The sequence below is a fragment of the Actinoplanes sp. NPDC048791 genome, from assembly GCF_040650095.1.
Taxonomy (GTDB): Bacteria; Actinomycetota; Actinomycetes; order Mycobacteriales; family Micromonosporaceae; genus Actinoplanes.
The window spans coordinates 1-15,114 of the sequence record NZ_JBEZGQ010000100.1; the positions used below are offsets into that span (position 1 = coordinate 1).

The 15,114-nt window shown below is 62.1% G+C and carries 11 protein-coding genes and 1 pseudogene; 4 read left to right on the forward strand and 8 right to left on the reverse strand.

The features are described 5' to 3' along the window. Positions 1–601: 601 nt before the first annotated feature. Entirely contained in the window at positions 602–1,438 is an 837-nt protein-coding gene (locus tag AB0C29_RS10655) for a hypothetical protein (RefSeq protein ID WP_360818209.1), read from the forward strand. Positions 1,439–3,857: 2,419 nt separating this feature from the next. Here the strand turns inward: AB0C29_RS10655 and AB0C29_RS10660 are convergent. The 6 genes from AB0C29_RS10660 to AB0C29_RS10685 all read right to left on the reverse strand — a co-directional run bounded on the left by AB0C29_RS10660 (position 3,858) and on the right by AB0C29_RS10685 (position 11,074). Then, on the reverse strand, positions 3,858–4,781 hold the full coding sequence (locus AB0C29_RS10660) for a hypothetical protein (RefSeq protein WP_360818212.1): 924 nt from the start codon (positions 4,779–4,781) through the stop codon (positions 3,858–3,860). Beyond that, the gene (locus AB0C29_RS10665) at positions 4,778–5,884 is read right to left on the reverse strand and encodes a hypothetical protein (RefSeq protein ID WP_360818215.1); all 1,107 of its coding nucleotides are present in this window, start codon (positions 5,882–5,884) and stop codon (positions 4,778–4,780) included. The genes AB0C29_RS10660 and AB0C29_RS10665 overlap by 4 nt, the downstream gene beginning before the upstream one ends. Positions 5,885–5,970: 86 nt before the next feature. After that, positions 5,971–7,158, reverse strand: coding sequence for a DNA cytosine methyltransferase (locus AB0C29_RS10670; RefSeq protein ID WP_360818218.1), 1,188 nt, complete (start codon positions 7,156–7,158; stop codon positions 5,971–5,973). Between the two features lie 769 nt (positions 7,159–7,927). Beyond that, on the reverse strand, positions 7,928–8,893 hold the full coding sequence (locus tag AB0C29_RS10675) for an HNH endonuclease (protein WP_360818221.1): 966 nt from the start codon (positions 8,891–8,893) through the stop codon (positions 7,928–7,930). A gap of 1,379 nt (positions 8,894–10,272) precedes the next feature. After that, positions 10,273–10,821 (reverse strand): hypothetical protein, encoded by a 549-nt coding sequence (locus tag AB0C29_RS10680; RefSeq protein WP_360818224.1) that lies wholly within the window; start codon positions 10,819–10,821, stop codon positions 10,273–10,275. Between the two features lie 55 nt (positions 10,822–10,876). After that, positions 10,877–11,074 carry a hypothetical protein gene (locus AB0C29_RS10685; protein ID WP_360818227.1) on the reverse strand — a complete coding sequence of 66 codons (198 nt, stop codon included), beginning with the start codon at positions 11,072–11,074 and terminating at the stop codon, positions 10,877–10,879. Between the two features lie 108 nt (positions 11,075–11,182). Between AB0C29_RS10685 and AB0C29_RS10690 the strand changes: the two genes are divergently transcribed. Further along, positions 11,183–11,419, forward strand: coding sequence for a hypothetical protein (locus AB0C29_RS10690; RefSeq protein WP_360818230.1), 237 nt, complete (start codon positions 11,183–11,185; stop codon positions 11,417–11,419). A gap of 117 nt (positions 11,420–11,536) precedes the next feature. Here the strand turns inward: AB0C29_RS10690 and AB0C29_RS10695 are convergent, their stop codons facing one another. Both AB0C29_RS10695 and AB0C29_RS10700 read right to left on the reverse strand, forming a co-directional pair. Continuing rightward, positions 11,537–12,358, reverse strand: coding sequence for a hypothetical protein (locus AB0C29_RS10695; protein ID WP_360818233.1), 822 nt, complete (start codon positions 12,356–12,358; stop codon positions 11,537–11,539). 14 nt (positions 12,359–12,372) lie between these two features. Then, positions 12,373–13,593, reverse strand: coding sequence for a hypothetical protein (locus AB0C29_RS10700; protein WP_360818236.1), 1,221 nt, complete (start codon positions 13,591–13,593; stop codon positions 12,373–12,375). 1,035 nt (positions 13,594–14,628) lie between these two features. Between AB0C29_RS10700 and AB0C29_RS10705 the strand changes: the two genes are divergently transcribed. Together AB0C29_RS10705 and AB0C29_RS10710 are read left to right on the forward strand one after the other, a co-directional pair. After that, on the forward strand, positions 14,629–14,898 hold the full coding sequence (locus AB0C29_RS10705) for a DUF6284 family protein (protein WP_360818239.1): 270 nt from the start codon (positions 14,629–14,631) through the stop codon (positions 14,896–14,898). Next, positions 14,898–15,114 (forward strand): annotated as a pseudogene (locus AB0C29_RS10710) (hypothetical protein); the annotation flags it as partial. The gene AB0C29_RS10705 and the pseudogene AB0C29_RS10710, both read left to right, overlap by 1 nt.

Consider the following 15,114-nt stretch of genomic DNA (forward strand, 5'->3'; position numbering starts at 1 on the left):
CGGCCACTGCCATCGGCGGCAGCGTGGCCACGAACCGCGCCATCATGCCCGTCGCAGGTGTCGTACAGCGAGCGGGGCACCGTAGACCGACGTCGACGCTACGGTGACAGGCGGTCTCGTCCGTTCCGGCGGGCTCATAGTGCTGATCCCGCCCGGTTGTCAGGTGGTCCGAAACAACGGCTCACCGATTGCGAGATCTCGGCGAACGCGCTCGTGGTCAACGGTATGGCTGACAGCGGCGTCCGGAACCCCAGACCCCTTAGCTGAACAGCAACGACTTGGCCAACCTACGAGTGCGTCCGATGCGGTACTGGACGGATTGAGTGAGTTGGAGATCACGGCGATGCCTTAGAGGGAGACGCACGGTAATTCGCGAGGAGTCACCGTACGTCTTTCTGCCTGCTGGCGGTGGTGGGATTTGCACGCCGATGAACGAACATCCGGCGGCATCGGACCAGCGTCACAGGCCGCTGACCACGGACGCTAGTCTGCACTCAAGAATCCTCAACCATCCGCGCCGTGTTGTGCCCGGCTTTCCCGACCCGAACCCTGTCGCCCTGACCGCGAGCAACATGATCACAGACTCAACGCGAAGGTAGATATGTTCCAGGCATTTGGACTAGACGCACTGTATCGGATTCTGGTCGATCATTTTCGAGCTCGAACGAGCAGCCGCCGCCCTGGAACAATTATAAGCCTTGTCGCGGTCGCCATCTCGGCCGCCTTCATCGTCACTGCGGTTCTCCTGGCAGACAAGAACGGCCCCCACCCACTATTGATTGCACCTCCTGCGGTTATCGGGGCCGCAGGTCTGATCACACTGACTGCCGTTCTGGGTTCGTATGCTTCCGGCACGATTTCCGTAGTCAGGAACGAGGATGATCAACTCGCCGAGTTGGCGGCGGCTCGCATAGCCATCGAGAAAGAGATCCGTCAGACTGGCGGCGGGGACGTGTACAGTAACCTCGAGTTGAATCTCAATCAAATTACCGAGTACTACACCATCAACAAGAGCCACGCCCGGAACAGCTTTCGAATCGGCGCCTCCGCTGTCGTTCTAGGATTTATGGCTATTCTCTCTGGAATTGGGTTGCTCTACTACGGCGATAATGACAACCCCACCCTGGCGGTTCCTCTGATCGCAGGTGTCGCAGGGCTGCTGGGCCAGTTCGTAGGGGCCTACTGCTTTTATCTGTACAACCAAGCCTCGCGACAGGTCACCACGTTTTATGGGCGACTCTCTCAGGTTCAGGACACGATGCTGGCGGTTAAGCTGTGCGAGGTGATGACCGACGTCGAGCAGCGCACCGCCGTAACAGTACAGATCATCTCTGCACTGATCTCTCGCTCGGGTTACTCGATGCACACAACGACATCTGATGCGGCATCAACGAAAGAACCAGGTAGTACTACCGAAGCACCCAACAGCAACGCCTGAAACTGTTGCCGAGCCAATGGGCGGTACGAGACACCCCTTTGCCCGACTCCGTAGACCCGCAAACGGCGCGATCATCGTGCGCCACTTCCGCCTGAGGCACGACAGCAGCACAGTTGTACGAAGCTTTGGACCGGAAGGTCGGCGAGCATTGTCACAACCGAGGTCCGCTGCACGCCGAAGCCCCGAGGGACGGAGTCCCGCGCTGGTCGGCATCTCATCGGGCCTCCCCCAGCAAATGGTCCACCTGCCGTGACGACAACAGCCGGCCAGGACTTTCGGTGTGCGGCGAGCACATATCCCGGCTGCGGGACCTGCGTCCGGGCCGCCGGACGAGGCCAACTGAGTCCGAACTACGACCAGACAGAGAGACGCCCGGTGACTCGCGCGGAGTCACCGGGCGTCTGCCCTGCTTGCTGGCGGTGGTGAAGGGATTTGAACCCTTGGAGGGCTTGCACCCTCACACGCTTTCGAGGTCTGTGATCGAGAGTTCGCCGATGATCGGCACCCTGCGTGAGCTGGGCAAGCGGGCTACGCCGGTCGCCCACGACTGTACGCGAACGCTCACGAACGAGACCAAGACTGAGACCACAGACCACAGACCACAGACCACTCATCCCGACGGGAGTTCCTGACCGCTGGACTGCCGTAACCGCCCACTGGCTGTTATACCGGGCAGGTAACGGGCACGGGCTGCACGCCTGACTGACGAGTTCCCCTTCATGCTTCGACTGTTTCGTCGCGACCGCCACGTACGCGGCCATCGCCAGGGCTAGCCTCAGCGGCACTGGCGTTCAATCTCCGAGCGCCCACCTGCGAGCTTCGGGTAGAGGCGTCGGCGACACCAGATCGACACTCGTCTGTACACGGCGACTTGAACCCGTCAGCATGGGGGTTACTGAACGCCGGCCCAGCTCGTTGAACGAGGTGACACTTGACCGAGAAACCCAAGTCGCAGGAGCGAAGTGAGGTAGGCGTGCCACGGCCAAGATCGGCACCACATCGAGAGTCGAAGGTTGATATCGTCGATATAGCTCACGAGACACCGACTGCCCTGAGCGATATTCAGGTCGTACTGGATCATGATGCTCGCCGCCAGTCGAAGTCTTTGTCGACCGCCGTGCCGACAGCTGCAGCGGGACTCTCTGGGGCGTTGGCCGTGATTGGCCTGCTCGCGGATGTCGCTGGTGTTACAAGTTTCGCTTTCCCGTTCGGCACAGGGACTTGGATTGCGGCGTTACTGTTAACGCTAGCGATTCTAGTGGTGCTAACCTATGCAGTTTTCAGGTTCCGCCGCCAAGCTCCTCGCAAGTTCGCGCTAGGAGACATCTCTGATCCGGAGCTACGAAGACTAACCGTGCATGCCACTCGTGACCAGCAGAGCTGGGAGCAAGCCATGGAGGCGCTGTCTACTAGGGGCGCGAAGTGAGCGTTCCCTCCATCGCGCCGGCTGGCGGATCAGTTCCCACACCTGCCAACATAGGCCATGCAGTACAACGCATAGATGATGAGCTAAACCGTAGGCCCAAGGAACCGCTTACCATGAGCCCTGCCGCGAGGGCGAAGTTGGAGATCCTCTACACCGAGTACCTAGGAGACTTAGGGCAGGAGGCAGCTCGAACAGCGCGGAGAGCGGGTTTGTCTACGATCGACGAGGCTCATGTGGATGCCGCCGCGCAACGCGTCGGAGCTGGATCGGCGCGAAACGCGAACTTCATCAACATAGCTAATGCTTTTGGAGGTGTCTTTGCTGGCGGCGGGATTGCGATAGTCCTGTCAATCGCATTTACGAAGGGCCCACATGGCGCGCCCGAGCTGGTAGCGGCCATTGTTCTGTCTGTTCTCGGCTTCTCGCTTCTTGCGGCGGCATTGGCTCTAACGTTTGCCCGGCGCCCTTAGTCCGAGTGGTATTCCTGCCGTCCCGCCGGCCTTCGTCCACAAACTGTAGTGCGGACAGGGTCTGCGTGGGCAGGTGAAGCACCTATGTCTGACCGACCTTGACCAGGCAGGCCCTGTCTGCTCGGCTCGGCTTGGACGAAGGGTGTCGGATGGCGCCATCGCACCACTACGGGCCTGGAGACAAGTCAGATGGCGTGCCATATCTAGTGCATAGCGTAGGGTCGCTAAGGGCGTTGATACTGGTTCAAGGACCCAACGCAGACGCCGATGAGGAAACAGCCACAACCGTTCTCCTTCGTCAAATCTACCAATCCCAAACGGTAAGAAAGGTGGACTGATGTGCGGTCCGACTTACCTCGCAATAGGGACGGCCACTGAGCCAGGAACGGCGACCCATGCAACGCGATATCCCTCAGAGTACGCCTCCGAGATCGCCGCTTGGGCCACTTCGGCTTAACTCAGGTCTCACTCACTCATGACCTATCGGGTCCAAGAGCGCAACGCTTTATAGGTCGGTATGCGGTTATTGCACTTGAGCGGCCAACAGGGCTTCAATCATCGTGATGTCCTCAATGCTGTTAGCGCTCTTTCCTTCTGTTAAGCGCAGCCGATCGAGGACGAGTCCTCGGCCGGAACTAAGCAAGTCCTCCAACATTCGAGCTTCGATGTGATGGGGTATTACAAGAAAAGGCTGCGGATCGAGCGGCTCTTGTAGGTAGCTTCGCCATGTTCCAGGTTCGGCCTGGTTAAGCTTCATCTTCCATTCATTACTCTTGGCACAAGTGACCTGACCAATCATGACCCAGTGGCCACGGCGTCCGTCCTTCCAAGTGAATGCCGCCAGCGTGTCGACGCCGGCGTCTTTCGCCGACCGCTTCCGTGGGACGGGGTTCAACGCTGCGTTCAACCCCACAGACTTCGCGGCAAGCGAGAGATTTTCGACGAAGCCAACTCCCCCCCTGTCGGCGGTTCCCATGCCAGCTACCTGGAGCTGCTTGCCCCTCAGCACGTCCGCGGCGATAGCTTCCAGGCGGTCGGTTGGACGTACTGAACATGTGAGCTTCCATGCGTGAATGACAGTCAGCGCCAAGAGCCCAATGTACGGACTATCTCGCGGGTCAATACTTTTGTCATACTTCAGGTAGGTGCTTCTCAACGCAAATGGGTACTTATCCCTGAGTATGTCCTGCCTTTCTGAGAGGGCAGTGAACGCCTCTTCCGGCCAGGCATCGGGGTCATCCGCGGGGTCGTCAGATTCCACGATGATCGCTCGTCGGCTCTTCCTCGACCAATTCAGTTGCTCGGCGATGTCAGCGAGACCGTCTTTCGTAATCCGGATACCTTGGACCGCTGCTACTTCCAAGTAATCCGCGAGCGCGGAGGCACGCGCATAGGTTCCGTAGACGTCAATATTTGCTTCTACGATATTCGGTGAACTTTGGCTCACGAATCGGCCTTCGCGCGAACTTGAGATTCGATTACCGCCGACAACGCACGTGTGAGTGCGCTTAGTTCACGTCCGCGGGCGGCATCGTCCTCGGTAACCTCTTCCATTCTCGGCACATCGCGCTGGAGCACCTCGACTGTAGCAATAAGATCCGCAAGCCTCCCGGAAAGCTGCGCGTTCTCAACGACCTGACGAGCGAGATTTAGGTTGTCGTACTCTCGCAAGGTGCGACGTGCCACGTCATTTGCCAGAACGTCGGAATAGTCTGTCGCGTCCCGCGAGTCTTGAAGTACGGCCCTTCGCTGTCCAACCTTCGGGCTTAAGTCAGTTAGTACCTCGACGAGGCGTTCGGCGTTCATGGAGTTAGGGCGGTTGCGGACCTCTGGGTACGACGTCGCAGTCCGCGGCAAACCGATGTAGTCAGGGATATTTGCCGTACCGAGAAGTCTGGTCCAAACGCCGAACTTCTCACGAAGAACGAATTGTGTCTCTTTTCGAAGACCCATCTCGTCACGGGCATGACGCAGAATGTTATACGCGTTATACGCGTTTCGAACTCCGAGGGCGTTGCTCCCAACCCGTCGACCCACTTCATAGAAGGGATCTTCCGAGCCCTTTCTGGCGGCTTCCTCGACTTGACTCCACAGGTATCGGGCTTTCGCCTCAGGATCCCAGGTCTTCAGCCCACTAATGTGACGGAAGCCGAGATACCTTGAAACTTCTTCTCGGTCGGCGACCTCAAAGGCGGGAACGGCGCTGAGTTCTTGTAGCTGCTCCGCCGTCGGTGGAGGATCGAAGTCGATTCTCAGACCGGCGTGTTCGGCCGCCGGCATCTGAAGGAGGATCAGTAGCGTTCCCGCGCGGCGATTCCCCTCCACTACAACCCGTTTGCCGTCGGGATCCGGCGGTAGGACGAGGAGCGGCTCGTTTTCGAAGAAGCCGTTGGTCAGAAAACTATCCGCGAGTTCATCGAGCACGTCATTCTCATCGAGATACGTTAGGATTTCGGACTGATCTTTCCCTTGTACCTCTTCCGGAAGGCGGGGATTATCCGGATCAAGCTTTAGGCTCGATACCGGCACACCACCTGCAATTGACTTCACGTTCTCACTCTTTCGCCTCGTTTTTCTCCGCTGCGCGCTCGCAGGATGCCTGACCTGGGTGCTGTTGCAATCGATGCACTGCGCCCTTATCCGACTCGGGGTGACGGGCCACGTCCCGCCCCTTCGTGTGCCTTCTTAGGTCCTACCAGATGGTGGAACCTTTGAGGAACAGGCGTGGGAGCAACAGGACTTGGGATGGCCGTGGCGCGTTTACGGATAAGCCTTGGCGGCCCTTGTTGCGAACTGCCTGGCCGGAGTACTTGATCAATTAGCGCTCGACCGACTACTTCGGCGAGAAGTGGCGGAGTGGCATTCCCTGCTTGCTTTACTTGCTGTATTCGGTTCCCGGTAACCATCCAATTGTCTGGGAAGCTTTGCAACCTCAGGCGCTCACGGACGGACAGGGGTCGATTGTTCCAATGGAACGGACCTGTTGCCGGCCCTGGACTGGCTGGCAGAGTCCAGGAAGGCCGATCGCGCGCTAGCTTAAGCAGGAACGACCAGTAACGAGTCCTATAGCCGAAGAGTTCCTCGCCGTCCCCGCGCGACGACAAGTACTGATAGTTGTGTCCCTCCGGAATCGACGGTAGTAAGTCGGTCCATCCTCCCGCTGGCGCCGGAGCGTCCGTGTCACCGAGATCTCCGATAGCGTCCCAAGCGGTTATGGGCTTGCTGTCATGTGTCGGCAAGGGGTGCGTGAACGGAACTCCGTCGCGGATTGCTACGGCAATAACTCGCTTACGATGCTGAGGCACTCCGTAGTCAGCGGCATCAACGATCGCTGCTTTCAGCTTGTAACTGGTCCCCCACCTGGCGTTGATCTCATCCAGCCGGCTTTCGATATAGGGACCAGCAGACACCTTTCCTTGAAGGAAGCCGGCGACGTTTTCGATCAGGACGACACGCGGTAGTAGCGTCTCGGCGAGGTCGAGCATGGCGACGACCGTACCTGCACGCTTATCCGACATCCCTAGCCGTCCCGTGTTGGTCCACTGGCCAGCGACAGAGAACGGCTGGCAAGGTGGACCGCCTGCCAAGACATCTAAATCGCCTCTTCGGATCCCGAGATCTTCAGGTTGAAGGTTCGTCGCCACCTGCATGACATCTTGTCGGTCCAAGAGCTTCCACCCGGGCCGATTCTGTTCCAACGTCTGTCTACAGGTGTTGTCGATTTCTACGCAGGCTATGGTGTCCATGCCAGCGACTTCAAGCCCACAGTCCAGCCCGCCGGCTCCTGTGAACACTGAGAAGACTGTGGGGCGCTGGTTGGTCACCTTCGGCGTCCTCCGTCGGGTCGGTCGCTTCTACAGCGAGTTGGTGGCTGTTGGGTAGGAGCTCAGCGCAACGAAGTGCCGATGTCAAGCACGGCCCGCGTTGCGGAGCGCCGAACTCCAACGCGCTACATGCACGAAGCGGGAGGTCAAGCCGCCACGGCGTGCCAGCCACTCAACAGTAGATCTTCTCAATCGTGTGAGATGCGCTCAACAGGCGAAGTGGCCCCGGGAGCGTCTGGTTCGCGCGGCCAAAGCATGCGACTGCCAACGACCGACGCGATCGGCTGGCGCAGCGTCTGTCTGTCACCGGGACTCATCTCAACCTGCTCGTGCGCGTGTGACGACCGCAACGAGCCAGGCTTTGCCGCCGTCTGCGCGGCGTACTCGGCCCAGTGCTCTAGGTGTCCGAAGCTACGTACCTTCATATAGATCGACTCGAACGCATGTACCAACGTGCCTAGCCTGGCCCATCGCGTTGAGCACCACTTCAACCGGAGGTATGGGACGAACCGGCGGGACGCCTTCTCCGCAATGAGAGCGGCTGGAAGGTCCTCGGCGGGAAGGCGGCGCGGACGGCCGCGAAGTGGCTCATTACTTCGATGACGAAGCCGACGCTCGTGAGATGCTGCATCGGATGCTCGATGCGGTACGCCCGAGCTGTCGAACTGGGCGAAGGTGCCACCGGCGCGCCCGAGCTAGGGTCTGGCCACACCTGGCGAGTTCCGCCGTTGCCCAGCTGGCTTGTCGCGCCAGTTGCACTCCCTACCGCCTACCTCAAAGCTTCTGCTTCGAGGAAGGCGCGCCACATGGAGTCGAGAACATCGCGCGCCGGCCTGGATGTCTGCAGAGATGGCTCCTTGAGCCTGTGGCCGTCCAAGTCTGCGTACTCGGTGTGCCGGAGCGTCTTGGAGATAGCGACCGTCCTTGATTCCGGGCTGATCGCTAGTAGGCGAAGGTCGAGCAGGGTGTGGATGTCGGCCCGCAATAGCAGGCCGTTGGAGGCGGTGTTTGAGGCGGGGCCACGGTATGGCCGCAGGTGTGCAGCCTCAAGCACGTCCGTCGCCGTGCATCCAGTGATAGCGCAAGACCCGCCGTACGCCTCAAGTAGCTCTCTGCGGAAGCTGGGCTGCCCGCGGCGTTCGACAATCTCCCGGAAGACCCGCCGACGGGCGTCGTAGTCGTCATTGGGCGGATCGTCATGAGGAGCCATGGCTTCCTCGGCGGCGCGAACGAGGACCTCGGCCGAGGTGTCACCGCGGGGGCCGCCTGGCCCAGCAATACTCTCGAAGAAAAAGTAGCCGTCTTCCCACTTCACCGGCGTAGCCAGGCCCCACACGAAGTACTGGCTGCGGCCGCCAACGGGTAGCACCTCGTCGAGGACTCCGACAGGGACGGCGTCCCGGATACAGGCCATCAACCCGCGGTTCGTGAACTCGCGATCTCTCAGAGCCGCGGAGGCACCTTCCTGGTGATAGTTGAAGAACCAGCTGCCATCGTCCCTCCTGCGGATCTTGCCGTCTGGATAGGAACTGTCCAAGTTGAGCCGGACGCTTAGCGCGTACTCAAGGCCAGCGGGTTTGTAGATGCCCTTCGGCCTAGAGACCAGCAACGACCCATCGTCTAGAGGTCCAGGCAACCCGCTGGTACCACCTGCATGGTCTGCGAACCAGGCGAGCTGCCGTCGATGTCCGTCGGTAAGTTCACCCAGCACGGGAAGAGCCTGAATCTCGGGCATGCCGTCAGTCTGTCAGTTGGACCACGATCGCGGGCCAAGGCGGCAGTCGTGTTCGGACGCTCGCAAGCGTCAACGATCGACACCACCTGCATGGCCAAGCGGGAACGTTTGCTTGCCGGATGTGCAATAGCACATCACTGAACTCGTACAGAATTTCGTCACGACGTGCGGTGACTGACCGGCGGCCCTTGCCGGCCGACCGCGAACGAGGCGGGGAGTGTGGCGGTCGCCCTAGGAGGACCAATGAGCGCCGCCCGACGTCACGGATTTGACCGTTCACGGGACCGTGGCGATCCTCTTGCGCATGCCTGTAGTAGCCGTGGGTGCTCTGGCTTGGCCGGCGCCGACCGGCCAAGCCAGACCCCTCGTCAGTTCCTCGGGAGAATCTTGTGTAGAAGGCCAGCGATCGCCAGTCCGACGGTGATGCCCTCCACCGGGCCAACCAGGCATCCGATGGCAAAGCCGCCGCCGAGGGCCGCGATGATGATTACGGCCCATCTGATCGGCAGCGCGCTCTCACGCTCCGGGTTTGTGGGACCTTCGTGCTCTCCGGTCTGCGGAGGCTCTAGTCTTGACATGGTTTTGGAGTTCTACCTTTCGCTCTGTGACGGGGTGTTGGGTTGTCCTGAACCACGGGCCCTCGGGTGTTGGCGCACCCGGGGGCCTTCCTGCGTACCGAAGTTTTCCGACTTGATCTCGGAGACCAGGTCACCCTCCTCGGCCTGTCCATGAAGAGCCTAGACACATGCCCCGACACATGTGTTCAGTGGTCGACTAATACGTATGTTCGATATGATGTTTGTATGGCTTCCTGGTCCGAATTTGGTGGGAGCCCACTTGACTTCTGGCCCGTCTTCGCTTATGCGGTGAGATTCGGCATGCGCCACCCCGTGCGACTTGCTCGCTGCCTCCACGGCGACTCGGCGCACTGTCTTGGCGCAGGTCAAGGCCCGCTAGGAAGTGTCCATAGAGGTCTTGATCACCCTGGTCGCGCGTTCGCAGGTTCCGCGAAGTCGATCGGTTCCGGGGGTTCGACCATGGGACGCTACGGGTCCGTTGTCCCCATAATCCCCATGTCACGCCTCAACGATCCAGTGAGGAATAGAGAGGCTAAGGCGAAGGTCCGATTGACACCAGAAGCAGGACCGACTGGGAGTTGGTGAGGGGATGCTGACCGCGCGACTTGACATTTGTCTACAGGCCTATCCCGAGAGTGTGCAGCTCAGGCGGCATCTGAGGGCCTAGCTGACGACTGTGACTTTACTAGCGACTAGTGTACGGGAGGCTAGTTAAGCATACGAGGTGGCCCTGGCGAAGGCGCGTCGCTTGGTCATCGAGTTAGTCGTCCAAGTCGTGCCACACCGCGCTCGACGCCCGGATCAGCATGAACTCGGCTGGACATGTCCTCCACACCAGGGAAATGGCTCCACCTCGGTGATTCGCCAGCCGCCGTCCTCGCGCCGCATCGAGAACCGCCACGGGTGCTCATCGCCCACCATCGACATGGCCCCGTCCCACCACACCGCCTGCACGGGCACGGTCACCACGGCCTTGTCGTCACCTTGATCCTCGATGTCGAACGTCGACCACTCCAGCTTGTCCGGCGCGGGATCGGTCCGCTCGATCGTCGTCTTCAGGCGCGACCACTGCTCCACCAGCTCGTCACGCCGGCCGTCTGCGAAAGCGCGTCGGAGCCCGATCGGCTCGCCCTGGTCGAGCTGCGCCAGGTATAGGTCCGCGGCTTGGGTTGGCGAGGTGGGCGGATCGCCTTGCCGGTCGGTGTAGTCCAGCAGCAGAACGGCCGGCACCGCGATACCGAGCCCGCCGCACAGGAAGGCCACCATCAGGCCGACCGCGATCATCCATCGACGCCGGCGGCCCCATCCGGCGTAGAAGGGGCCGGTACCGATGATCTCTTTGGCCACCATGCCGTCACGATAGGCGATCTTCGATGGCGGGATGGATCGGCAGGATTAGCTCGCGTTATGCCGCGGCCCCGGAAAGGTCCGCCATGCTGATGTCAGCTTCGCCGAGCGACCTCTGGACCGCGGCAATGGTCAGCCAGTCAAGGACACGGTCGTTGTGGACGATGCGGTACCACTCGGTCCACCCACGCTTGATGATCTCCACACGCCAGGCGCCATCCAGCGTCTCCATCGCATACTCGACCTTGGGCTCCACCCGCCCGACGCTACGTGGGCTCGCTCAAGGCTGCTACCAGGAAAAACGAACTACCGCGGTGCAGTTCCCTTACTTGATCGGATCGAACGCATGTTCTAACGTACGGTGATGGCCCGCCGCGTCGAGCACCACTTCAACCGCAGGTACGGGGCTAACCGACGAGACGTCTTCCTGCTCAGGACCGAGACCGGCTGGCAAGTCCTCGGCCGTGAGGGCGGTGCCGACGGTCGCGAGGTGACCCACTACTTCGACAACGAAGCCGACGCCCGCAGAATGCTGCAACGAATGCTCGACGCCGTGCCTCCGGAGCTGTCGAACTGGGCCAAGATGTCACCCACACGCTAGGGACACACTGAGCTGCGCGGGACCTGACCTGGGCAGGGGGGCTTCATCAGACGTCAGCGATTGCAGGCGAACACACGCGAATGAGCGTCGCCGGTGTTGTTCGAGCGCGGACGGAGGTCAGGCGGTCGGTTCCTGCGGCTCTGTCCACATGGCCACGGATGCATCGTCGTGTCGCTTCGTGCGCGGGAATCGGACGCCCTCAGGGTCGTTGCGTTCGATGCTCCGGACCTGCGCGATAAGACCAGCCGGACCGACCTTGTCTAGCAGGTCAAGGTATTCGGGCCATCCGTGAATCGCCATCTGGTCAACTGGCCGCGTGGCGCCGTCGGAAAAGGCGCTGGCCCGACGTGTGCTGCTGCGGGGATAGCTGGCGGTGCGCGCGTACTGGGCCGCGTGCGGGTCGGCTGCGGCCACCCACCAGCCGTCCCCCCGGTTGCGGGTCGCTGTCTGGCGTTTCACGAGTGCGGTGAGGGCTGCGGCGTGTTCTGGAGTGCCGAACCGCATGCCGGCCACCGCGTCAGGCTCGGTGCCGCTGATTTCTTCGATGGACAGGTCACAGGTGACCTCTGGCCCGGTGTCCAAGTCGACAACGATCGACACGTCTGACAGCGCGAGTGCGTCGACGCTCTCGGGGCCGATGCGCAGGATGCCTACGGCTGCGCACGGGGTGCCGGGGCTGGTCAGGTCACACGTGTCGCGGTGGAGATCGGCGACGGCCGCGATGCCGTCGGCAAGGCCGTCGGTCAGGGGCCGCTCCGGGGTGCCGATGAGAGCGGCCAGTGTGTGCACGCCGAGCTTCTGGGCGTACCAGGCGACGCCGTGGTGGCATCCGCCGAAGGGGATACCGGCGCCGTCGACGACGACGGCGAGATCGGTGGAAGCGACGGCGAAGTCTTCGTTGGGACGTCCAGGTGCGGCATCAGTGGCGAGGGCGAACAACGGCGAAACCTCCGTCACGCGGTGGTGGCGAGCAGGGCATCGAAGTGTGCGACGGCAGGGCGACTCGCCCACGGGCGGAGTTGCCCAGAGAGATGCCGCAGGTCGTTGATGGTACGAGACGATCCCGTCGCCACCGCAATGGCAAGCGATTCCTCGGCGTGCGAGCATGCGACGTCAGGTTCCTTAGCGAGCACGTACGCCTGGGCGAGGCGCGAGAGGTACTGCCCGCGGTCCCGGTGGTAGCTCGGCGGAAGGGTCTCCAGCACGGTGGTGAACGCGGACACAGCCTCGTTGGCGCGCCCCAATTCTAGGTGCACCTTGGCGCGGGAGATGTTCAGGTAGAGCCCCATGTCGCAATAGCGCCCGGTGGAGGGATCGCCATCTTCCGGGGCGCCGGCGCCGCCATCGGCGAGCAGGGACTCAGCGATGCCGAGTGCGCGGTCTGCCTCAGAAGCTTCGCGGTGAACGGCATGCCCTACGGCTTCGGTCTGCGCGGCGATGGTGCGGACGCGCGCCGTCTCGGGTGAGTCGCTGCGCAGCGAGACCCGTGCCAGCCGTGCGGCAAGGGCACCGTTCCTGGACCCGATCGCTTGGACTGCACGCCGCGTCATCACGAACGCGGCCATGCGTTCGTCCTGACCCGCCTCCGCCCACTCCAGCGCTCGCCGGTACCAAGCCACCGCCCCGGCAGGATCGCCGGAGTCTTGGCTCAGCCAGCCGGCGAACTCCGCGTAGCCCGCACCGACGGTGAGCAGGTCGTCAAGCGTTTTGCCGCCGGCATGCTGAGCAAGCCGCTCGATCGAATTTGCGTGCGCCGTGATGACGGGAAGAAGCGCCCGGGGCCCTAGCAGATTGTCGGACGTGTAGTGGTGACGGAGCCCTGCGCGAAGCGAATCCAGCAACTCAGGGGTGGCTTGCTGAGGGCCGTCGAACGCCGGCGGACGCATGCGCGGGACGGCGGTCAACGATGGTTGTCCACCGGTCGCTTCCGGCTGGCTCGCCAGTTCTTCCATCTTGAGCGCGAAGCGTGCGCGCACTTCGTCGTTCGCCCGCGTCAGGGCAACGTCGAGAAGGTCCTGTGTGCGCAATGCCAGCTCGCCCGTGGGTTGAGCCTCCCACTTGGCGATGCCGCGAGCGGAGACACCCAGATGCGCGGCGAAGTCATCGCAGGACATACGGAGCGCGAGCCGAAGCGATGCCGCATAGCGGCCGTTCCAGGTCGAGACGACGAGCATCGCATCTCCTCCTGAGTAAGTGCCCCTGCCCGGAGTGTAACGACAGCTCCCTATGTCTATGGAAGACCGAGTGCCGGTCCGGTGCCGGTTGAGTTCCGGGGCAGTTCATGGCTCATCCGGCACGGTTGGCGTTGACTGTGAGCATCAACAACACAGGTCAAAGGGCACAGAAGGGCGGTGCGGCCGAGTCGTCTATAAGGACCGTTTCGGACCGGGCGCGGCCGGCGGAATCCCGTTCTCGCGGGCCATCCGGCGAATGTAGGCCCCCGTGAAGGGCGAAAGTCGCTCCACCTCAACCGGGGTGACGCCCTCCCGGAGCGCTGCCAGCACTGCGGCGATGGTCTCGTCCCTGGCCTTCTCGTGATCACTGGCCGTCTGCCGATACCGCCTGGTCGCAGCTTCTAGATCTTTCCGAGGGTCGCTCACCCGCCGAGGGTAGCGCAACCCTGTTGCGTCCCGAACTGAGTTGCGATAGCCTGTTGCGCAACACGGTTTCGCATTTCGGTCCTGAGGGAGCGGCAAAGCGGCTGTTCGAGCTGCGATGCGCGCCACTCCGATCGGCCGATACACGTTCGTTGATGAATTCCACAGAGACATGAAGACGGCGGCGAACGCCCTGCCCTCAATCAGCATTGAGCCGCTTGGCGGCCGACCCCCACGAGTGCGATGGGGCGAGCGGATGAAGGGTCGAAAGGGCTAGTACCCGCGCTGTCGGCGACCCCGAGGGGTCGTTTCTAGCTGAACTAATCCGAGGACTGGCCACAGCGCAATCGCCAACTGCGTCGGGCGTCGTGGCGCTGTGGCCAGTCCCGTACTCCTATTCCCTCGCGTTATGGAGGTCGTCTGCCATGGCTTCGATTGCCTCGATGGTTCGCGTTTCTGTTCGTCAGAGCGCTCTATGGCGCCGCTGTACGGGATGCACTTCCCTCGCGCCGTTGACGCCTGACGCCAATCACTGCAACGCCTGCCAGGCCGGGCCGCGGCCCGAACGTCCGCGCCGCCTTCGGGCTGTCTGACCCTCGAAGGAACTGATCAATGATGCTGCACAGCCTTGACCTGAACACCCCTGCTCACGACGGGCCGACGCCGAATGATCTGGACGCGATCGAGGCCGAAGGGCTGCTGATCGACGCCGAACTGTCTTGGCTGCATGCCGAGATCGCCCTGTTGAACGCTGACGACCGCGGCGGACCGAGCCCGCTGGACTGGCGCCGGCTGCGCCGCGCCGAGGCCCGCGTTATCCGCGAGACCTTCGCTTACGTCGCCTACCGCATAGGCGTGTCCGACCTGCCCCGCGCGGCCTGATGACCCGCATCCGCGCCACCTTCCACGACCCGGACGGCGCCCGGTACGGCATCCCGACCTTCTGGTGGCGTGGTGCTCCACCCGGTTACGCCACTCGCCGTCAGCTCCGCGCCCGCGGCCTACGACGGGTTGGCCAGCCGGTCGCCGCGCAGATCCTCTGGCGTGGTGTCGGCGGTACCCGCGCCGCGTACCTCTACCGCCTGGTTCTGGCCCGGC

Excerpts from the sequence above, each read along its gene's own strand:
- AB0C29_RS10675 (WP_360818221.1), bottom strand. The coding sequence starts at position 8,893 with ATGCCCGAGATTCAGGCTCTTCCCGTGCTGGGTGAACTTACCGACGGA.
- AB0C29_RS10700 (WP_360818236.1), bottom strand. The coding sequence starts at position 13,593 with ATGCTCGTCGTCTCGACCTGGAACGGCCGCTATGCGGCATCGCTTCGG.
- AB0C29_RS10680 (WP_360818224.1), bottom strand. The coding sequence starts at position 10,821 with ATGGTGGCCAAAGAGATCATCGGTACCGGCCCCTTCTACGCCGGATGG.
- AB0C29_RS10655 (WP_360818209.1), top strand. The coding sequence starts at position 602 with ATGTTCCAGGCATTTGGACTAGACGCACTGTATCGGATTCTGGTCGAT.
- AB0C29_RS10690 (WP_360818230.1), top strand. The coding sequence starts at position 11,183 with ATGGCCCGCCGCGTCGAGCACCACTTCAACCGCAGGTACGGGGCTAAC.
- AB0C29_RS10705 (WP_360818239.1), top strand. The coding sequence starts at position 14,629 with ATGATGCTGCACAGCCTTGACCTGAACACCCCTGCTCACGACGGGCCG.